This window comes from Winogradskyella marina (genome assembly GCF_015645385.1).
GTDB classification, from domain to species: Bacteria; Bacteroidota; Bacteroidia; order Flavobacteriales; family Flavobacteriaceae; genus Winogradskyella; species Winogradskyella marina.
This window is the reverse complement of record NZ_JADOET010000002.1, coordinates 65,849-87,027: the sequence shown is the minus strand read 5'-3', so window position 1 is coordinate 87,027 and position 21,179 is coordinate 65,849. Positions and strand designations below refer to the sequence as shown.

General features: G+C 34.1%; 18 protein-coding genes. 6 read left to right on the top strand and 12 right to left on the bottom strand.

Annotated features, from left to right (window positions below; translation table 11 throughout):
* Window positions 1-2 precede the first annotated feature (2 nt).
* The 5 genes from ITJ86_RS03565 to ITJ86_RS03545 form a co-directional block, all read right to left on the bottom strand.
* The gene (locus ITJ86_RS03565) at window positions 3-548 is read right to left on the bottom strand and encodes an RNA polymerase sigma factor (RefSeq protein ID WP_195870242.1); all 546 of its coding nucleotides are present in this window, start codon (window positions 546-548) and stop codon (window positions 3-5) included.
* 24 nt (window positions 549-572) lie between these two features.
* Window positions 573-1,022 (bottom strand): hypothetical protein, encoded by a 450-nt coding sequence (locus ITJ86_RS03560; protein WP_195870241.1) that lies wholly within the window; start codon window positions 1,020-1,022, stop codon window positions 573-575.
* Between the two features lie 101 nt (window positions 1,023-1,123).
* Window positions 1,124-2,128 carry a recombinase RecA gene (recA, locus tag ITJ86_RS03555; RefSeq protein WP_195870240.1) on the bottom strand — a complete coding sequence of 335 codons (1,005 nt, stop codon included), beginning with the start codon at window positions 2,126-2,128 and terminating at the stop codon, window positions 1,124-1,126.
* A gap of 209 nt (window positions 2,129-2,337) precedes the next feature.
* Window positions 2,338-3,636: a hypothetical protein gene (locus ITJ86_RS03550; protein WP_195870239.1), complete on the bottom strand. Its 1,299-nt coding sequence runs from the start codon at window positions 3,634-3,636 to the stop codon at window positions 2,338-2,340.
* A 20-nt stretch (window positions 3,637-3,656) separates the two neighbouring features.
* Window positions 3,657-6,065, bottom strand: coding sequence for a TonB-dependent receptor domain-containing protein (locus ITJ86_RS03545; RefSeq protein ID WP_195870238.1), 2,409 nt, complete (start codon window positions 6,063-6,065; stop codon window positions 3,657-3,659).
* A 615-nt stretch (window positions 6,066-6,680) separates the two neighbouring features.
* On the opposite strand from ITJ86_RS03545, the gene trhO reads away from it, so the two are divergent.
* The 6 genes from trhO to ITJ86_RS03515 all read left to right on the top strand — a co-directional run bounded on the left by trhO (window position 6,681) and on the right by ITJ86_RS03515 (window position 13,602).
* The gene (trhO, locus tag ITJ86_RS03540) at window positions 6,681-7,751 is read left to right on the top strand and encodes an oxygen-dependent tRNA uridine(34) hydroxylase TrhO (protein ID WP_195870237.1); all 1,071 of its coding nucleotides are present in this window, start codon (window positions 6,681-6,683) and stop codon (window positions 7,749-7,751) included.
* Between the two features lie 309 nt (window positions 7,752-8,060).
* A complete protein-coding gene (locus ITJ86_RS03535) occupies window positions 8,061-9,302 on the top strand; it encodes a PSP1 domain-containing protein (RefSeq protein WP_195870236.1) in 1,242 nt (413 codons plus the stop codon).
* A complete protein-coding gene (locus ITJ86_RS03530) occupies window positions 9,280-9,789 on the top strand; it encodes a gliding motility lipoprotein GldH (protein WP_195870235.1) in 510 nt (169 codons plus the stop codon). The genes ITJ86_RS03535 and ITJ86_RS03530 overlap by 23 nt, the downstream gene beginning before the upstream one ends.
* A gap of 5 nt (window positions 9,790-9,794) precedes the next feature.
* Window positions 9,795-12,152 carry a penicillin-binding protein 1A gene (locus tag ITJ86_RS03525; protein WP_195870234.1) on the top strand — a complete coding sequence of 786 codons (2,358 nt, stop codon included), beginning with the start codon at window positions 9,795-9,797 and terminating at the stop codon, window positions 12,150-12,152.
* 92 nt (window positions 12,153-12,244) lie between these two features.
* Complete coding sequence (locus ITJ86_RS03520; RefSeq protein WP_195870233.1) at window positions 12,245-12,946, top strand: CoA transferase subunit A; 702 nt, start codon at window positions 12,245-12,247, stop codon at window positions 12,944-12,946.
* Between the two features lie 2 nt (window positions 12,947-12,948).
* A complete protein-coding gene (locus ITJ86_RS03515) occupies window positions 12,949-13,602 on the top strand; it encodes a CoA transferase subunit B (RefSeq protein ID WP_195870232.1) in 654 nt (217 codons plus the stop codon).
* A gap of 362 nt (window positions 13,603-13,964) precedes the next feature.
* Here ITJ86_RS03515 and ITJ86_RS03510 read toward each other — a convergent pair whose 3' ends face one another.
* The 7 genes from ITJ86_RS03510 to hemB form a co-directional block, all read right to left on the bottom strand.
* Window positions 13,965-15,650: an ABC transporter ATP-binding protein gene (locus tag ITJ86_RS03510; protein ID WP_195870231.1), complete on the bottom strand. Its 1,686-nt coding sequence runs from the start codon at window positions 15,648-15,650 to the stop codon at window positions 13,965-13,967.
* A 28-nt stretch (window positions 15,651-15,678) separates the two neighbouring features.
* Window positions 15,679-16,392: a 3'-5' exonuclease gene (locus ITJ86_RS03505; RefSeq protein ID WP_195870230.1), complete on the bottom strand. Its 714-nt coding sequence runs from the start codon at window positions 16,390-16,392 to the stop codon at window positions 15,679-15,681.
* Window positions 16,393-16,447: 55 nt separating this feature from the next.
* On the bottom strand, window positions 16,448-17,587 hold the full coding sequence (locus ITJ86_RS03500; protein WP_195870229.1) for a serine hydrolase domain-containing protein: 1,140 nt from the start codon (window positions 17,585-17,587) through the stop codon (window positions 16,448-16,450).
* Window positions 17,588-17,624: 37 nt separating this feature from the next.
* Window positions 17,625-18,113 (bottom strand): methylated-DNA--[protein]-cysteine S-methyltransferase, encoded by a 489-nt coding sequence (locus tag ITJ86_RS03495; RefSeq protein WP_230080209.1) that lies wholly within the window; start codon window positions 18,111-18,113, stop codon window positions 17,625-17,627.
* 8 nt (window positions 18,114-18,121) lie between these two features.
* On the bottom strand, window positions 18,122-19,240 hold the full coding sequence (locus ITJ86_RS03490; RefSeq protein WP_195870228.1) for a CNNM domain-containing protein: 1,119 nt from the start codon (window positions 19,238-19,240) through the stop codon (window positions 18,122-18,124).
* A 339-nt stretch (window positions 19,241-19,579) separates the two neighbouring features.
* The gene (locus tag ITJ86_RS03485; RefSeq protein WP_195870227.1) at window positions 19,580-19,987 is read right to left on the bottom strand and encodes an Lrp/AsnC family transcriptional regulator; all 408 of its coding nucleotides are present in this window, start codon (window positions 19,985-19,987) and stop codon (window positions 19,580-19,582) included.
* A 166-nt stretch (window positions 19,988-20,153) separates the two neighbouring features.
* Window positions 20,154-21,146 (bottom strand): porphobilinogen synthase, encoded by a 993-nt coding sequence (gene hemB / locus ITJ86_RS03480; RefSeq protein ID WP_195870226.1) that lies wholly within the window; start codon window positions 21,144-21,146, stop codon window positions 20,154-20,156.
* Window positions 21,147-21,179 lie beyond the last annotated feature (33 nt).

Genomic DNA, 21,179 nt, shown 5'->3' with positions numbered 1-21,179 from the left:
TTTTATATACTCTGCGAATTTGAACTCGCGTTGTAGGTTTCTATTTTTTCTTTTAAAATCTTTCTTGCGCGTGCTAGATTTGATTTTGAGGTGCCTGTTGAAATCTGAATTAACTCACTAATTTCAACATGAGAATAACCATCTAAAACATACAAATTGAATATCAATCTATATCTGTCTGGTAATTCTTGTATGATTTTTAACAAAAAATCAATACTAACATTATCATCATTAATAACTACAGAAACATCTTCAATATGGTCTTCGTTAACTATATCATAAACACCGACATCTTGTCTGTAGCGTTGTAATGAGGTGTTAATCGCGATGCGTTTTAGCCAACCTTCAAAAGACCCTTTATTATTATACTGCTCTATTTTATTAAAAATAGTTATGAATGCATCATGCAGGTTATCTTCTGCTTGTGCATAATTTTTTGAGTACTTAAGACAAAGCGAAAATAACTTACTTGCATACTGCTTGTATAATTGGCTTTGAGCTTGTACATCTTTATTAATACAATTTTGTATGAGCTTGTCTAAACTCACATTAGTTAAGGAATTAATTAATAATTAGTCTAATAATATGGCGTCAGAAGTAGGTCTTTCATCAAGAACAGGTACTTCTGCTAAATAATACTGATCTTCACCTTCTTCATCACGGCCTTGGTAAAATTTAAACAGATAAGTTTCTGTTTCTGTAACCAGAAAATTTAAAGTTACTGTAACCGATTCTTCTTCTTGCACACAAGTTGAATTATTATACACCGAATTAATTATTGCAACAGTACGTTCGTTCTCATTAATTTCGTATAAAAAATTATAGAACCGATAACAGGTTGAAGGACGATTATATGTTATTTCAATTTCGTAGCTTTCTCCAAAAAGAAAGTGATCTGGTATTTCTACACTTTCTATTGGTATAATTTCGTTACCAACATAATTACTATCATTTTCGAGACTACAAGATGTAAATGCAGTGACAAAGCCAAAGACTAAGACTAAAATGGTATATCTTTTCATAATTAAAAATAATCAATTTCAACTTATAGATGTAGAAAAGCCAAAAGGGTTGCGTCTGAAATCAAAAAAATCCTGAATTAATCAGGATTTTTTTCAATGTTCTATTTAGGGTCGTTAATCAGTGCTCTAACTTTTTCCTCTAACTCATCCATAAGATCTGGATTGTCTTTAATAATAAGTTTAACGGCATCACGACCTTGTCCTAGTTTGGTATCTCCATAGCTAAACCATGAGCCACTCTTTTTAACGACTTCATGCTGTACAGCTTGATCTAAAATTTCTCCAACTTTAGAAATACCAGCTCCATACATAATATCAAACTCCGCCAATCTAAACGGTGGAGCTACTTTATTTTTCACGACTTTAACTCGGGTTTTATTACCCATTACGTTACTATCGCTATCTTTAATTTGTGTAGATCGTCTGATGTCTAAACGTACTGAAGCGTAAAACTTTAAGGCATTACCACCTGTTGTAGTTTCCGGGTTTCCGAACATAACACCAATTTTTTCACGTAATTGGTTAATAAAAATCACCGTACAATTTGTTTTGCTAATTGAAGCCGTTAATTTTCTTAAAGCCTGAGACATTAAACGCGCATGTAAGCCCATTTTAGAATCTCCCATTTCACCTTCAATCTCACTTTTTGGTGTTAAAGCCGCAACAGAATCGACCACTACAATATCAATAGCACCAGATCTAATTAGGTTATCTGCAATTTCTAATGCTTGTTCACCATTATCGGGTTGAGAAATTATTAAATTATCGATATCTACACCTAATTTTTCAGCATAAAAACGGTCAAAAGCGTGCTCTGCATCAATAAATGCTGCAATACCACCGGCTTTTTGAGCTTCGGCAATAGCATGAAGTGTTAGGGTTGTTTTACCTGATGATTCCGGACCATATATTTCAATAACACGTCCTCTAGGATAACCACCAACGCCTAAAGCTATATCTAATCCTAATGAGCCTGAAGGTATCGCATCAACATCTACCACAGCTTGGTCGCTCATTTTCATTACTGTTCCTTTTCCGTAAGCTTTATCTAACTTGTCTAAAGTTAATTTTAAGGCTTTTAATTTTGCGTCTTTTTCATTACTCATATGTTCTGTTTTCTAAGAATTCTTAATTAATTAATATTCAAAAATACCACTTATTTTAATTAATAACATTTCTTGTTTCAAATTACTACAAATGCAGGTAATCTTTTTTTAATTTTTAAAAATGAATAGGTATTATTTTAGATTATAAAACACAAAAAAACCAGAACAAATTCATGCTCTGGTTTTACTATTTAATGCGTTAGACTGTTTTAAAATAGTCCAATATATGAAGCATCTGTTGTACCAGTTTCTAAAGTTGCACCTGTGGTATAACCATCTGGACTTGTAGAATTAGGATCAAAAATATAAACATTACCAACACCTCCTAAGGATGCTAATGCCATATATAATTTGCCATCAATAACACTTGCCCATTGGTACTGACGTAACCATAAATCTAATGGAATATTCATTTTAACGGCTGTTTTATTGTACACATCAATACGTACAATATCCCAATTAGAACTTGCATTATCACCTAAATCTGTGTTTAATACAGGTACATATCCAATACCATTGCCAACGTAAAACCATCCTGTATTTGCTTCAGCATTATAACCTAATAATGATTTTATATCAAATTTACCATAAGCCGTATCATAAGCACCATTGCTTATTTTCATAATAGAAGCGTCTCCGCTGGTTACTAATTGGTATGTATCTCCACTTTCATCTTTATGAGAAACTGGTGTTCTATAACCATTAGTAGAACCTTGGGCTAAAGTTGAGGTAATTGTAGTTTCATTTTCTAAAGAAGGATAATCTACAACCAAGGTTTCAATATTATCGTAAACCATTGTACCTCTTTCACCTGTTAAAGCATCATAAAATCGTTTCGCAACACCATAGTATAATTTTCCATTAGTAATTACTGGTGCATCAATACGGAAAGCATAAATACCTTCAGTAGATTCATCTTCACTATAAGGGAATTCAAATGATGAATTTTCTAAAACGGTCATTGTATTTAAGTCTACACGAGCCAAAGTTACTGTGGCTGTAGTTTTGATGTAGGGAGAAGTCTCGTCTTCAGGATTTTCATAAATGTTCTCGGTAGTGACGTTATGTAACATCGCGTAGTTCTCATCGATTTTTGTCCAACGTGGATATGCAGTTCCCATTACGGCTTGGATATCAGTTGTTAAAAGCAAATCATAGTTTTGTCCACTGACATAATCATACTTGGCAATATCACCACCACCATAATTTAAATTGTATACCGTTTCGCCATCATCAGATGTGTATAATCTTGCTGTACGAGTTGATGGTATTTCTTTACCAAAACCACTAAATGTAAATGTTTTGTCAGGATTATTAAGGTCTTCAACAGTGACTCCTTGAGTGTAAGTTTCTGATTCTCCTGTAGGACTTGAACCTATAACCAAGTGATATGGTCTGTAATTAGATTCAGATGGTCCTGAGCTTGGTACATCATCTTCACTACATGAAAACGTAGCTAAAGATAGGGCTGAAATAAAGGTAAAACGAAATAGGTTTTTAAAATTCATAAGTATTAAATTAAAAGTAATTATAAAATTGAAAATGTTAGTTTCCCATAAAACCCTCTTCCAGGTTTTTGAAGGGCATAATTGTCGAATAATTGATTGTTTAAAATGTTTTTTACATCAAAACTAAATGAGACTTTGTTTTTGGGAAATGTATAAGCAAAACCAGCATCAAAAGACACTTGGCTTGGAATTATTGTTTTTCCAGATCCACCAAGAACACTGCTACCTCTAAAAAATTCATGTACATATAATAAATTAGTATAGCTAGATAGTGTAGATCCTTTTTGAATAAGATTTTTGGTATTGAATTTTAAATTATAATTCATTGTAAAATACGGTGTGTTGGCTAGTCTTTCATAGCTTGGTGTAATTGGATTTCCATTAACATCATAAGTCACATTATAATCTCTAGCATTAAAGAACGAGGTATTAGCACTAAAGAAAAGTGCTTCGTTGTAGTTATAATTTAGAGTTAAATCAACACCTTCAGTATATATTTTCCCAACATTAGAGTTTGCAAAGAATTCTTCGTTACTACCTGTTGGCAGTTGCATAATTAAATCGTCTGTATCTCTAATAAAACCATTAGCAGTAACTCCAAACGTATGTTTTTTAAATTGTAAATTATCGTATGTAAAACCGAGGTTATAGTTGTTACTATGTTCTGGCTTTAGATTTATTGAAGCATTTAAATTTGCGGCTACATTTCCAAAGACTTCATTGGCTTCTGGTAACCGAATGGCTTTTTCGGCAGAACCAAATACAGTAAGTTTTGGAGAGAATGAATATGAAATTGAGCCTCCAAAGCCAAATTCATTAGAGGAAATAGTGTTTTCTTCAATAGATATTGTGGCAGTTGATGAATTTGAACTTCGTGTGCGTAATTTTGAAGTTCTATTCATATAATAAGATTTACCAAAAACCGAAGTTCTCAATTTCTCATCAAAAGCTTTATTTTCAAAAGAAACCGTTAAGATAGATTTTAAATATTCGCGTTCTTCTCGTAGTGCATTTTCAGCAGCAGGCAGCATTGGGTCGTCAGAATCTCGTGTAAAGGTGTTTAGTAAATGATTTAACTGAACAGTGTTATTATCATTGAGATGGTAAGCAACATTTGTCCGTGTATTAATGGTTTGATCAATATCTTTTTGAAGGGTTGGATTTCCTGCTTCTGCTCCAGTTGCCCATACATCAGGATCGTTATAATAACTCGTAGGATGTCCTAACCAACTGTATTGCGTAGCAATGGTATCTATAGTTTTTCTGTTAAGACGAGAATAAGACGCAAAAGCACTCACATCGAGGTTTTTAATAATATCTTTTTTTGCATAATCTAAACTATACATATTGGTGTTTTGCTCGGTAAATCGGTTACCATAAACAATTTCCATGGTGGCACCAGTTTGAATTTGTTGATCCATATTAGACAATAAAACACCAGCTAAAAGCTTATCTGCCCAAGGAACATGCGTGTAACCAAATTCGGCTTTTCCTCCTTGAGACCTATAGCGATCATGGAAACGCTTTGCTCGGATGTAAACATCTGGAGTTCCTGCAGAAAGTGCTACAGCAACTTGATCTCCCCAAACTTCATAATCGTTGTCTGCGTAGTTTACAAAGGCAGATCCTCTAGCAGTAAATCCGTTTTTATTATTTCTGAAACCGCCATTTACATCAGCTCTGTAGGTTCCAAAAGAACCAGCAGAAACAGATGCTTTTAATTCATTTTTGGTAATGCCATTTAATACCACATTAATAGCTCCACCCATGGCATCATCAGATAAATGCGGAGGAACAACACCTTTGTAAACTTCAATACGTTTTATTAACGATGGAGGAATACTATTTAAAGAAAACGACGGTCCAAAATTCCGAATGGGAACCCCATCAATGAAAACTTTTACAGAATTCCCGGTCATGCCATTTAAATTATAATGTGCATGAGAACCTAAACCACCAGATTGACGCACTCTGACACCTGCAGATTGGTCTAACAATTCGTTAACTTGTATGGATTGTATGGCAGCATCTTTAGTCTCAATAACGTTAACGGCAAAACCTTTTTCTTCAATTTTTTGCTGAACAGTTTTGGATCTCACCAAAACTTCATCTAAAGCCGCAACCTCTAGAGTCACATTGACCTCTTTGTTTTTTGAGTCTAATGTTATAGTAACGGTTTTCGGTTGGTCGTTTAGTGAATAAAATAAAATGGTGTATTCGCCATAAGGAATGTCCTTAAACGTAAAAGACCCATTGATATTAGAGTTGGTTTCTTTGGTTATACTATTACCTTTTAGAGCTATAAATGTTGCGACAGCAGGTTCGTTAGAATCGTATTTTACTTTTCCGTAAAAATTTCCATTTTGACCAAAAGCAGAATAGCTTAAAAATAGCCCTAATAAAACAACGTATAAATTGAATTGAGACACCTAAAAATTTTTGACAAAAGTATCCTTATTTTTATTCATTCCAAATAAAAATAAAAGCTTTTGTGTTAAAATTTATGAGGACCTGATTAAAAACGGTGTATTGAAATAAACTGTTTTGAATTATTTGTTGTTTTTTGTGTTGATAATCAGTCGTATAATCATGTAAATACTCAAAGGTGTTGAGGCTGTTTGTAAGAGAGAAGAAGCCAATCGTTAAATGAGAACTATTTTTTTTTAATTTATGACGCAACCCTTTTTAACTTTTTACATCTACTAAATGAAAAAGGAAATAATTGCTATGAAAAACGCTACAATCAACTCTGAAGTTAGCTTTAGAGTTGCGTAGCGAATTTTTTCTAAATGTTTTAGTTAAAATTAAAATATTCAGATTTTTAAGAAGGTTAGTAAAGCATTAGGTGTTTCAGTTACCGTTTGTTTTTTCCTCAGTAACTGTAAAGCCGGTGTAGATTAGCGTATTATTTGTTTTAAGTTGATAGGTTAATTTAGTAAAGCACTTTGAATGTATTCAAGGTGCTTTTTTATGTTTTTTTTAAATCATTTTCAGTAAAAACAATACCTTTGCAACTAATTCTTTAACCTTAAAATTAGTATAGCATGCAACTGTACAATAACTTAAGTGCTAAAGAAAGAGCAGAACTTATTGAACAAGCGGGAAAAGAACGCTTAACCATCTCTTTCTACAAGTACGCCAAAATTAACAATACCGAAATTTTTAGAAATCATCTGTTTCTTGCTTGGGATCAATTAGAGGTCTTAGGAAGAATCTATGTGGCAAATGAAGGTATAAATGCCCAACTCTCTGTGCCAGCAGAAAACTTTGAGCCCTTTAAAAACCACTTAGACACTATTTCTTTTTTAGAAAACGTAAGATTAAATATTGCTATTGAGCACGATAATTTTGCCTTTTTAAAACTGAAAGTTAAAGTCAGAAATAAAATTGTGGCAGACGGATTAAACGATGCGTCCTTTGATGTCACTAATAAAGGGGTTCACGTTAATGCCGAAAAATTTAATGAACTCATAGAAGACCCAAACACCGTTTTGGTAGATATGAGAAATCATTACGAAAGTGAAATAGGTCATTTTAAAAATGCCGTTACTCCAGATGTCGATACGTTTAGAGAATCTTTAGATTTAATTGAAGAAGACTTAAGAGAACATAAAGAAGATAAAAAACTAGTGATGTATTGTACTGGTGGAATTCGTTGTGAAAAAGCGAGTGCGTATTATAAGCATAAAGGTTTTAAAAATGTGTTTCAGCTTGAAGGCGGAATCATAAACTACGTCAGACAAATTGAAGCTAAAGGATTGGAAAATAAATTTTTAGGCAAGAATTTTGTGTTCGACGAAAGACGATCTGAACGAATTTCAGATGATGTTATTGCCAATTGTCACCAATGCGGAAAGCCAGCAGATTTACATACCAATTGTGCTAATGAAGCATGTCACTTACTATTTATTCAGTGTGATGAGTGTAAAGCAAAAATGGAAAATTGCTGTTCAACTAACTGCATGGAAATAAATCAATTGCCTTACGAAGAGCAAAAAGCACTGCGAAAAGGCCAAGGTAATAGTAACGATATTTTCAAAAAAGGACGCGCAGATCATTTGCCTTATAAAAAAGACCTGCGGAATATTTTTGAAACGATGACATCTAAAAAATAGATAAATGTCATTTCGAGCTCAGTCGAGAAATCTATACGGTTATTTTTTATAGTTTTTTGGACCGCGCTCAATGTGAACATCAATTTTTTTCTATCATAGAGCAACAACAGCTCGCAATATCAAAGCAGACTTTAGATAACTCAATAAATAATATTATCTTTACTCATTAATTATTTACGAATCCTATATCTAGATTTTTAATACTTATGAATTGATTTTATTTCGTTTTAGCTTAAGTACGTCTTTACAGAGTACGAAGAAAACGGATTAGTTCATATTCGGAATTTAGATTTAACATATATATTATTTATGGCTTGTAACAGTTGTACAACTGGTAAAGATGGCCAACCAAAAGGATGCAAAAACAACGGAACTTGTGGTACAGATAGCTGCAATAAATTAACTGTTTTTGATTGGTTAGCCAACATGTCGCTTCCTAACGGACAAGAACCCTTTATCGGTGTAGAAGTACGTTTTAAAAATGGCAGAAAACACTATTATAAAAACACAGAAAATCTTACATTAAGCATTGGAGACATTGTGGCAACACAGGCAAAGTCTGGTCACGATATCGGAATGGTTACACTTACTGGCGAATTGGTAAGCGTACAAATGAAGCGCAAAAAAGTAAAGCTTGACGACACAGAAAATGTTTTAAAAATATACCGAAAAGCATCACAAAAAGATATTGATGTTTGGTCACAGGCTAGAGATAGAGAAGAGCCAATGAAGGTAAAAGCACGTCAGTTTGCTATAGATTTAAATCTGAAAATGAAAATTTCAGATATTGAGTTTCAAGGAGATGGTAGTAAAGCTACTTTCTATTACACAGCAGAAGAACGTGTGGATTTTAGAGAGTTAATAAAAGTCTTTGCACGCGAGTTCAGAACACGTATTGAGATGAAACAAGTTGGCTTTAGACAAGAAGCTGCAAGACTTGGTGGTATCGGTTCTTGTGGTAGAGAATTATGTTGTTCAACCTGGTTAACCGATTTTAGATCGGTAAGCACTTCAGCGGCACGTTACCAACAATTATCTTTAAACCCTTTAAAACTTGCAGGTCAATGCGGAAAGTTAAAATGTTGTCTTAATTACGAATTAGATTCGTATTTAGATGCACTAAAAGCATTTCCGAAATCTGACACTAAATTGTACACTGAAAAAGGAAATGCAGTTTGCCAAAAAACCGATATTTTCAAGGGTTTAATGTGGTATGCTTATGAAGGTGAGTGGATGAATTGGCACATTATTACCACTGCGCAAGCCAATGAAATTATTGCAAAAAACAAGAAAAGAGAGAAAGTGACAAGTCTTGAAGAATATGCTGCTGAGCATATACAAGACACTAAAAACGAGTTTGAGAACGTTGTAGGTCAAGATAGTTTAACACGTTTCGATAATCCAAAATCGAATAAGAAACGTAAAAATAATAGGAACAAAAGAAATTCTAAGAACCGAAACAACAAAAACAACAACAAGAATAAAACTCAAAATCGAAACCGTAATCAAAAACCAAAAGCCAAATCCAATGCAAATACTAAGAAAGACTAATAAGTTGTTTTTGGTTGTTGTCGGCTGTCTTTTATTTACAAGTTGCGATTCCGACGCTGTGTTTGACGAGTATGCATCGGTTCCTAATCAATGGAACAAAGATTCTATCGCAACATTTAACTTTAAAGCACCAGATACTTTAAATGGATATAATTTGTATGTTAATTTAAGAAATACTGACGCTTATAAGTTTAGTAATTTATTTCTTATTGTAGAGATGAACTATCCTAACGGAAAGGTGGTTAAAGATACATTAGAATATAAAATGGCAGCACCAAATGGTGAGCTTTTAGGTACCGGATTTTCAGATTTAAAAGAGAATAAATTGTGGTATAGAGGCTATAAAGAACCGTTTGCATTTAATGAAGAAGGTGAGTATACGGTTAACATTCAACATGCCATGCGAAACTATGGTGTTGTTAATGGTGTAGAAAATTTACAAGGTATAACTGAAATTGGTTTTAGAGTAGAAAAGGCTCAAAAATAGAGAAGATGGCAAAAAAGAAAACAACGAAATCTAAAACAAAGACTTTAGATTTTTCAAAGTACGTACGTTGGTTTTGGATCGTATTTTTAGGTGGCATTCTAGCCGTAGTGTCCATATTTTTATTGGCATCTTGGGGTGCGTTAGGTGATATGCCTGACCCTTCTAGATTAGCAAATCCTGAAACAAACTTAGCAACGGAAATTATTTCTTCAGATAATCAAACCTTAGGTAAATTTTATTTTGACGATAACAGAACACCAATTGGATTTGAAGATTTACCAAAAAACTTAGTGGATGCGCTAATCGCAACAGAAGATGTGCGTCATTATAATCATTCAGGTATTGATGGAAGAGGTACTTTGAGAGCCTTTGTTTACTTAGGTAAAAAAGGAGGTGCAAGTACAATATCTCAACAGTTAGCAAGGCAATTGTTTATTGGCTTTAGAGATAAAGAGAGCACTACAAATGCTATCATACAAAAAATTCAAGAATGGGTGTTAGCCATCCGTTTAGAGCGCCAATACACAAAGGATGAAATTATTGCGATGTATTTTAACATCTATGATTTTGGTAATAATGGAGATGGTATTCGTTCTGCATCTCGTATTTATTTTGGTAAAGAACCAAGAGATTTAGATACAAAGGAGTCTGCGATGTTAGTTGGGATGTTTAAGAATTCTTCACTATATAATCCTAGGCCTCATAAAAATCCTGTTGGTGTTAGAAACAGACGAAATGTTGTTTTAGCTCAAATGGCTAAATATGATTATATCACCGAAGAGGTTAAAGATTCACTTCAAAAAACAGAATTAGATTTAAACTACTCACCAGAATCGCATCGAGAAGGTATTGCTACTTATTTTAGAGAATACCTCAGAGGATTTATGAAAGAATGGGCAAATAAAGAAGAGAACAGAAAACCAGATGGTACTAAATACGATTTATATACAGATGGACTTAAAATCTATACAACGATAGATTCTCGCATGCAACAATATGCAGAAGATGCCATTGGGCAGCATATGCCAAGGTTACAGGCAGAATTTGATCATCAGAACACACCTGACCGTAATAAAACAGCACCATTTTTAGAACTTAGTAGTTCTGAAGTTGATAAATTATTAAAGGACGGAATGAGACGTGGTGAACGTTGGAGAATTCTAAAAAATCAAGGAAAATCAGATAAAGAAATAGAAGCGTCGTTTTACGAACCAACAGACATGACTGTGTTTAAATGGATAGATGGTGAAGCCAGTGAGGTGGATACTGTTATGAAACCCTTAGATTCTATGCGTTACTATAAGTCATTTTTGCGACCAGGTATGATGTCTATGGATCCGCACACAGGTCATGTAAAAGCTTGGGTAGGCGGAATGAATTATAGACATTTCCAATACGATATGGTAAAGCAAGGTAAGCGTCAAGTGGGTTCAACTTTTAAACCTTTTGTTTATGCTACAGCAATTGATCAGCTTCAGTTATCTCCTTGCGATAAATTTCCAAGAACACCTATTACTATTGAAGCCAATAAATTTGGAAACCCAGAGCCTTGGACCACTAAAAACTCGGATGGTAATTATTCTGGTGAGCAATCGCTAAAAGATGCTTTGGCGAGTTCAACAAATACTATTACAGCACGTTTAATGAATGAGGTTGGACCACAACCTGTTGTTGAAATGGCGAATAAACTAGGTGTTACTTCAGATATTTTACCAGTACCAGCTATTGCTTTAGGAACACCTGATATTAGTGTATACGAAATGGTGGCAGCGTATTCTACCTTTGCCAATAAAGGAGTTTACAATAAACCAGTAATGGTGACACGAATAGAAGATAAAAATGGAACCATTTTATATCAATTTGTACCAGAAAGTAAAGATGTTTTAAGTGAAGAGGTAGCTTATGTAACGGTAAATCTTTTAGAAGGGGTTACAAAAGCAGGTTCAGGTGGTCGTTTAAGGACTAAAGGTGTTGATAAATACAATAAAATGTATCAGGAGGTAATGACTGGTTATCCGTATGAATTAACAAACCCTATTGCTGGAAAAACAGGAACCACACAAAATCAAAGTGATGGATGGTTTATGGGAATGGTGCCCAACTTGGTAACAGGAGTTTGGGTTGGTGCAGAAGATAGAGCAGCTCACTTCAGAACGATTACTTACGGTCAAGGAGCTACAATGGCATTGCCAATTTGGGGCTTGTACATGAAAGCTTGTTATGCAGACGAAACCTTAAATGTATCTAAAGGTGAATTTGAAAAACCTTTAAATTTAAAAATTGATATAGACTGCACAGCAACAGATGAAGGAGATATTATCGATGAGTCAGATGCTATTGAAAATATAGAGTTCGATTTCTAAGAACCCTTAAAAGTCACACCCTTATTTTATGACTATTAATTATAACTTTAGGACATAGTTTTGTATTTTTAAAAAGCAAAATATTTCTAAATATGATTAATAAAAAAGTGAACAATATTTCTGAAGCCCTTGAGGGTGTCAGTGATAATATGACCTTTATGTTTGGTGGTTTTGGTTTATCTGGAATTCCAGAAAATGCCATTGCCAACCTCGTAAAACGTAATATAAAAGGACTAACCTGTATTTCAAATAATGCTGGAGTCGATGATTTTGGCTTAGGTTTATTATTACATCAAAAGCAAATCAAAAAGATGGTCTCATCTTATGTTGGCGAAAACGATGAATTTGAACGTCAAATGCTTTCGGGCGAGTTAGACGTAGAATTAATACCTCAAGGCACACTAGCAGAACGCTGTAGAGCTGCACAAGCTGGTTTTCCTGCCATATTTACTCCTGCAGGATACGGAACAGAAGTCGCAGAAGGAAAAGAAGTACGAGAATTTGATGGTAAAATGTATGTGTTAGAACACGCTTTTAAAGCCGACTATGCTTTTATTAAAGCATGGAAAGGCGATGCTGCCGGAAACTTAATATTTAAAGGAACAGCGCGAAATTTTAATCCAATAATGTGTGGCGCAGCAAAAATTACAGTTGCTGAGGTTGAAGAATTAGTGCCAGTTGGTGAATTAGATCCCAATCAAATTCATATTCCAGGCATTTTTGTTCAGCGTATTTTTGAAGGAGAAAATTATGAAAAACGAATTGAACAACTCACGGTAAGACAAAAAGCATAGTTATGTTAGATAAAAACGGAATAGCGAAACGCATCGCAAAAGAAGTAAAAGACGGTTACTATGTTAACTTAGGAATTGGTATTCCAACATTAGTAGCTAATTATGTAAGAGATGATATTGAAGTAGAGTTTCAGAGTGAAAATGGCGTTTTAGGAATGGGGCCTTTTCCTTTTGAAGGAGAAGAAGATGCAGATATTATAAACGCAGGCAAACAAACGATAACAACATTGCCAGGAGCATCATTTTTTGATTCGGCAACAAGTTTTGGAATGATAAGAGCTCAACATGTTGATTTAACGATACTTGGAGCTATGGAAGTGTCAGAAAATGGTGATATAGCGAACTGGAAAATTCCAGGAAAGATGGTTAAAGGTATGGGAGGAGCAATGGATTTAGTCGCTAGTGCTGAAAATATTATAGTAGCCATGATGCATACTAATAGAGCAGGTGCATCTAAGTTGCTGAAAAAATGCTCTTTACCATTAACAGGTGTTGGCTGTGTAAAGCGAATAGTAACAAACATGGCGGTTATAGAAGTAACACCAAAAGGGTTTAAACTTTTAGAACGCGCTCCAGGTGTCTCAGTCGAAGATATCAAAAAGGCTACAGAAGGTGAATTAATTATTGAAGGAGATATTCCTGAAATGAAATTATAGGTAATACGGTAATACAAAAATCAGAGCCGCTAATATTTAGCGGCTTTTTTGTGCGAAAAATCGTTATATAATATGTTAAATGTTAAAAAATAATGTATTTCATCGATTTATAATGTATTTAGGCTGATTAATTGAAATTATGTTTCATATTGTAATCCCAAACAAAAACTAATTTATTAACCTGATTTAACATAAACCGAAATTTACCTTTTTGCCCCTAAATCTACCATGAATTACTGCTTATGAAAACTAAATCAAATCTACCAGAACCTACTTTAAATGAAAATCAAGAATTTTCAGTATTAGAAGATACTTTTGAGTTAGTATCTAATGTTTTTAAATTAGCCAAAAGAGTATTCATGCTATAATCCTTTCGGAATAGCATGAATAAGCTTTTTTGTGTAAGCTTGTTTTGGCGATGCATAGATATCATCTGCGTCTCCAATTTCCTCAATTTTTCCTTGATTCATTACTAATAATTGATCTGCCATATATTTTACAACTGCTAAATCGTGTGAAATAAATATATAGGTGAAGCCAAATTGTGCTTTTAACGCGTTCAATAAATTTAAAACTTGTGCTTGTACAGAAATGTCTAATGCCGAAACCGATTCGTCACAAACAATAAGTTGAGGTTCTAAAGCAATTGTCCTTGCAATACCGACACGCTGTCGTTGTCCTCCAGAAAACTCATGAGGATAACGATTAAAGGCCGAAGCATCTAGGCCTACTTTTTCTAATATAGTTATAACTTTTTCTTTTCGTAATCGATTTGAAGTTCCAATTTTGTGAACTTTCATGGGTTCTAAAATCGCATTTCCAACAGTTAAGCGTGGGTTTAAAGAGGCAAATGGATCCTGAAAAATAATCTGAATATCCTTTCGCATCGTTCGCATTTCGGAACGGCTTAAGTTAGTTATATCCTTTCCTTTATATAAAATACGTCCAGATGTGGCTTTATCTAATTGTAAAATTGCATTCCCTAAAGTCGATTTTCCGCAGCCAGACTCACCAACCAAGCCTAAAGTTTCACCAGGAAACACTTTAAAACTTACACCATCAACAGCATTAAATTCTTGCTCTTTTGTAAACCATCCTGTTTTAGAAAAGTATGTTTTTTCAACATCAATCACCTCTAATAACGGGTCTTTAGCATACAGTTTTTTATGATTTTCTGCTCTATCAGCATCAGAAATAATGGCATTATTAACCTCGTCTGCCATAAAATCTGAAATGGTTGGTAATTGCTCTAACCTATAATCTGTAGACGGTCTTGCGTTAATCAGCGCTTTGGTATAGTTGTGTTTTGGATGATTAAAAATAGTGTCAGTTGTGCCTTGTTCTACAATTTTACCTTTATACATTACTAAAACCCGATCGGCTAATTCAGACACCAATGATAAATCGTGTGAGATAAACAACACACTCATTTTGGTTTCAGTTTGAATGGTTTTCAATAACTCTAAAATTTCTTTTTGAACGGTGACATCTAATGCTGTTGTAGGTTCGTCAGCAATTAACAATTTTGGTTTGCACGCAATTGCCATCGCAATCATAACACGTTGTTTTTGTCCACCTGAAATTTCATGAGGATAGGCTTTAAAAATCCGTTTTGGATTAGGCAATTTTACTTTTTCGAAAAGATTTAAAACTTCTGATTTTATTTCCGAATCCGTTAATTTGACATGTTGTTTCAAGATTTCTTCCACCTGCTTACCGCAACGCATCGACGGATTTAAAGAACTCATAGGTTCTTGAAAAATCATGGCAATGTCGTTACCTCTTATAGATTGGAACTCTTTTTCTGAAAGGTTAGCCAGGTTTTTGTCTTCAAACAAAATAGAGCCAGCGGTAATCTTAGAAATTTGTTTAGGTAATAAACCCATTAATGCTAACGACGAAATAGATTTACCTGAACCAGATTCACCAACTACAGCTACGATTTCATTTGGTTTAATTTCAAACGAAATGTTACTTATAATTTGTTTTTCAAGTTGATGCTTAAAAAATGAGATATTTAAGCCTTGGACCTCTATTAAATTTGCCATAAATAAAGTTTGAATCTAGATTACAAAATTACACATGTTTTATTTCATTATCATGTAGCAATTCATCTCCACGCAATCGTAAGAAAATCTGCGCGACAGCAATGGTATCTTTTTCACAATAGATAATAATGCGATCTATTTCTTTTTCCTTGTAATACACGCGATAAACCTCGCTACCATCAATATCATCTTTTGGTGAAGGAATGCCTAAAACATTGGTCAATAACTTTAACGAGGTATACGATTTATAGTCGCCAAATTTCCAGAGTTCTAAGGTGTCTAAATGTGGTACTTCCCAAGGTTTTTTTCCGAAGAGATTCAATTTGTATGGTAATTCTATGTTGTGGATAATCATACGTCTTGCGATATACGGAAAATCGAATTCCTTACCATTATGTGCACAAAGTAAATGTTTGTTTGAGCTAAAATGTGTGATTAATAAGTTTTTAAAATCCTTTAGAATTTTGATTTCATCACCATAAAATGAGGTCACTCTAAAGGTTCTAGATTCGCCTTCCATCTTAAAATAGCCAACCGAAATACAGACGATTTTACCAAACTCAGCCCAAATGCCAGCTCTGTCATAAAATTCTTCAGCTGTATACTCTTCCCTTCTTTGATAGCGTGACTTGGCTTCCCAAAGGTCTTGTTTAGCAGCTTCTAAATCTGAGAAATGTTCCGTTTCCGGAACGGTTTCTATATCTAAGAAGAGGATGTTTTCTAGGTTGAGTTTGCTAATCATTTTTTGTTTATGTGTTAGACCTGACAGGTTTTTAAAACCTGTCAGGTATTAAAGCTTATTTACCCATCATCTCATAAGCTTCATCAATATAAACATAAAAATCGGAAGGAAAAGAATTTATGGTCTCAGAACTTCTGTGATGACCTAATCTCACGACCATTAAATTGTCTTGAGGGATAACAATTACATATTGCCCTAAAATTCCTCGCATAGCAAAGGTGTGTTTCCCATTATAATCACTAATCCAAAAGCCATAGCCATAAGGTTGACCATTAAATCGAGATGTGGTTGCTTTGGCCACAAACGTTGAATCTAAGATTTGTTTACCATGCCATTGTCCATGATCTTTGTAAAGCTTACCAAAACGTGCAAAATCGCGTGCATTACTAGAAATACAACAAAAAGCTTTTGCTAATTTGTTCTCGTCATCGTCTAATTGCCACAAGGCATCACTTTTAGCACCAAGCGGTTGCCAAAAACTTTCGGAAAGATAATCTGCTAATGGTTTTCCTGTAGCTTTTTTAATAACCATTCCCAATAATTGTGTGCTTCCGCTTAAATATTCAAACTCATTGCCTGGTGTTTTTATAACCTTTTGGTTTAATATGGTTTCGGCTAAATCGTCATCATAATTTGCTCTAGCTGTTATTGAAAATGGACTTGTATAAGATTCTACCCAATCTAATCCAGAAGCCATGGAAGATAAATCTCCAACGGTTGTTTTTGCGCCTTTAAATTCGGTATAAAAATCACTTACAGGTTGGTCTAAATTTTTAATGTAACCGTCCATAATGGCTTTGCCAAGTAGCGACGTTGTGATACTTTTAGCCATAGAAAATGAATTGGTTTTAGAGTCTTTGCTATAATTTTCAGCATAATTTTCATAAAAAATACTGTCATTTTTAATAATAAGATATGCAACTGTACCAAGTTCTGTGTTAATATCTGTTAGGGCTTGCGTCGCCTCTACAGTATTATAGTTTTTGTGTAATGGCCAAGCATCAGTATGTGTTCCTTTTTTAATGGTATCATTTTCAAAATATGGATGGTCATCAATAAAAGCTGAGCTATGACCAGTGAAATATACCACGCGAATCCCTTTTAAGATATAATCGAAATCAAAAATATATGCCGCGATAACAGCCATGGCAATGATGCCGATGAGCCATTTTAATAATGTTTTTATAAATTTCATAGGACGGGTTTAGGAACTAAATATAGTAAAAGTAATCTTAAAAAAGCATTTGTTGTTTGTAGTCACTTTCATGATTAAGCAGCCATTGTTTTCTGTATAATCCGCCAGCATAACCTGTTAAACTGCCATCGCTTCCAATAACTCTATGGCAAGGAACAATAATCCAAAGCGGGTTTTTTCCGTTGGCATTAGCTACAGCTCGTATGGCTTTAGCATCACCTAACTGCTTGGATAAGTCTAAATACGAGATGGATTTACCAAAAGGAATAGTTTCTAACTGTTTCCATACTTTTTTCTGAAACGTTGTACCTTCTGGATTAAGTTTTAGGTCGAACGTTTTTCGGGTGTCGTTGAAGTATGCTTTAAGCTGAATAACACAATCTAACAACGATTCTGGAATGCTGTCTGATAATTCTTTTTGCGTATCTAATATTGAAACTGAAGCAATACCGTTTTCGTTACCTGTAATTTTAGCGTGTCCAAGTGGTGTTTCAATATAACAGGTTTGTAGAATGGACGGTTCCAAGATGCGGCTTATTTCTCTAAATTATCATTTTCTATTATTCCTAAACGTTTTGCTCTAGATTCCCAGCTTTTTCGTGCTAATAGTTGTAAATCAGAAACATTATCACTTTCGTCCATAATTTCGAGTCCTAGAAGTGTTTCAATAACATCTTCCATTGTCAGTAAACCACTAACAGTTCCGTATTCATCGACGACTAAGGCGAGGTGATTTCGGCTTTCTAATAATTGTTCAAATAAAGTAGGAATAGGTAAATTACGATTCACAATAATGATACTGCGTTTAATTTCCGACAATAATTTAGAACCATTACCAAGGGCCATTTCTTTAAATGCTTCCGCTTTTAAAACTAAACCAGTAATATTATCAGCGTCATCTGTATAGACAGGAACTCTAGAAAATCGAATATTAGAATTGGCTTTAAAAAATGCTTCAACCGTCATTTTTTCGTTTTCCGTTTTCATTACTGTACGAGGTGTCATAACGTCTTTGGCTTGAACCTCCTTAAAGCTAAGTAGGTTTTTAATAACCTTACTTTCGTTTTCTTCAAAAACACCTTCTTCTTCCGCTATTTCTGCCATTGCGGCAAAACTTTCTCTATTTAAAACACTTCCATGGCCTTGACCACCAATTAGTTTTGTAGTTAATTGAAGTAGCCATAAAATACCTGTCCATTTTAAAGGAAAAATTAGAACGTTTAAAGCCTTTGCGGTAAAATTAGATAATTGCTTCCAGTAGGTGGCTCCTATGGTTTTAGGTATAATTTCTGAAGCAACTAAGATAAGAATCGTCATTATTGTAGACACGAGTCCAACCATTAATTCTTCCGTAAAATTAATGCCTAAAATACTGTGTTCTGTACTGCCATATAATTCTACATAGGCAACTTTAGCTTGTACACCAACTAAGATGGCACCAACCGTATGCGCAATAGTGTTTAAGGTTAAAATGGCGATAAGTGGTCGATCAACATCTTTTTTTAATTCTTCCAATTCAACAGCATAAGATTTACCCTCTTTTTTTTTAAGATTAAGAAAAGTTGGAGTAATACTTAAAAGAACAGCTTCTAAAATTGAACATAAAAATGAAAAGAAGATGGAAATGACAGCGAAAAAAATGAGTAAGCCCATTAATGTTTTAGAGTTTAGATACACAAAGTTACAAAATGAATACTAATTTTAGGTGCGCTATTTTTTTAGTTATTACCAAGTTAAATTTTATAACAAGAAATAAATAGTTGAAATATTTTGTAAATTAAACCATGAAGAGCATATTTTTAATACTCGTTATACTAAGTTCATATGGCTTATCTGCTCAACTTAAAGGAAAGGTAACGTATCGTCTCGAAACCATTAAAGATAGTGTATAACAGCCTTTTGAAGGAGAGTTATTAACTCATGAAGAGTTTGTAAAGTTCAGTGGGAATCCTTTTGCTGATAAATAATATAGAATTATTAGTCTAGCAAACATTAACTCTCTAAAATGATTCTGGTATTAGGCACACCATATTGTGAAATGCGTTCTAACATTGTAACTAAACCTTTATTGTTTTTAAAATAAGCTAGAATATACAGACTGTCTTCTCCGGAAACTCGGTCGCAACGTTGTACTTCTTTAAAGGTTTTAATTTGATTATAGGCCGTTCTTAAAGTGCTAGATTGATGAATTTTTAGATTGATATAAGCTCTTGTAGTGAGGCCTAATTTATCATGGTTAATTCGAAGTGAATACCCCAAAATAAATCCTTTTTCCTCTAATTGTTTAACGCGTTTCCCAACGGCAGGTGCCGATAAATCTACCGACTTTCCGATGTTCGCAAAAGACTCTCGAGCGTTTGCAGAAAGCATTTTTATTATTTTCTTGTCAATTTTATCCATTTTTTCGATTGTAAATCAGTTTTAGTGTTTTTCTAACGATTCAAAATCAAATATATAAAAATTGGATTGATTGTCAATCAAAAATTAAGTGTTGATTAGCTTATTTTTAAAGTATTTTTAGATTTTTTGATGTAAATAGTAAGACGTTAAAGGCTTGAATAATTTTTTACCCATTAATAATTTTCACAACATCTTTAGCAAAATAAGAGGTAATAATATCGGCACCAGCACGCTTAAAAGCCATCGTAGTTTCTAGCATTACCTGATCATGATTTAACCACCCTTTTTCTGCAGCTGCTTTTATCATGGCGTATTCACCAGATACTTGATATACGGCCACAGGCACATCCACTTCATTTTTAATGTCTCTTAAAATATCTAGGTAGGAAAGGCCTGGTTTAACCATCACAATATCGGCACCTTCTTCAATATCTATTAAAGTTTCTCTAACCGCTTCAATTCGGTTACCAAAATCCATTTGGTAGGTTTTTTTGTCTTTCGGTACATCAACTAAATCCACAGGTGCAGAATCAAGAGCATCGCGAAAAGGGCCATAAAACGAAGATGCGTATTTTGCAGTATAAGCCATAATACCAGTGTTTTTATAGCCTTCTTGTTCTAGTAATTGACGCATTTGTAACGTTCTTCCATCGTTCATATCGCTAGGCGCTACAAAATCAGAACCCGCTTGAGCGTGTGTTAAGGCCATTTTTGCGAGCACTTCGGCCGATTCGTCATTAATAATCATCCCGTTTTGTACAATACCATCGTGGCCAACGGAAGAATAAGGGTCAAGAGCAACATCTGTCATCACTATCATATCCGGACAAGCATTTTTTACCGTTTTAATAGCGCGTTGCATCAATCCATCTGAGTTTAATGCCTCTGTACCTTTGTTATCTTTTAAATTATCCGGAACTTTTACAAAGAGTAACACCGCTTTTAAACCTAAGCTCCATAATTCTTTGACTTCATTTTCAAGTAAATCTAAACTGTACCTAAAATAGTTGGGCATAGACGGAATTTCATCTTTTACGCCTTTACCTTCAACCACAAAAAGTGGTACTAAAAAATCATTTGGAGTAATGTGGTTTTCTCTAACTAAACTTCTAATAGCCGCGTTAGTTCTTAGTCTTCTATTTCTTCGTAATGGAAACATGATTATGTGTTTTAGACTTGTTAGGTGTTGTGC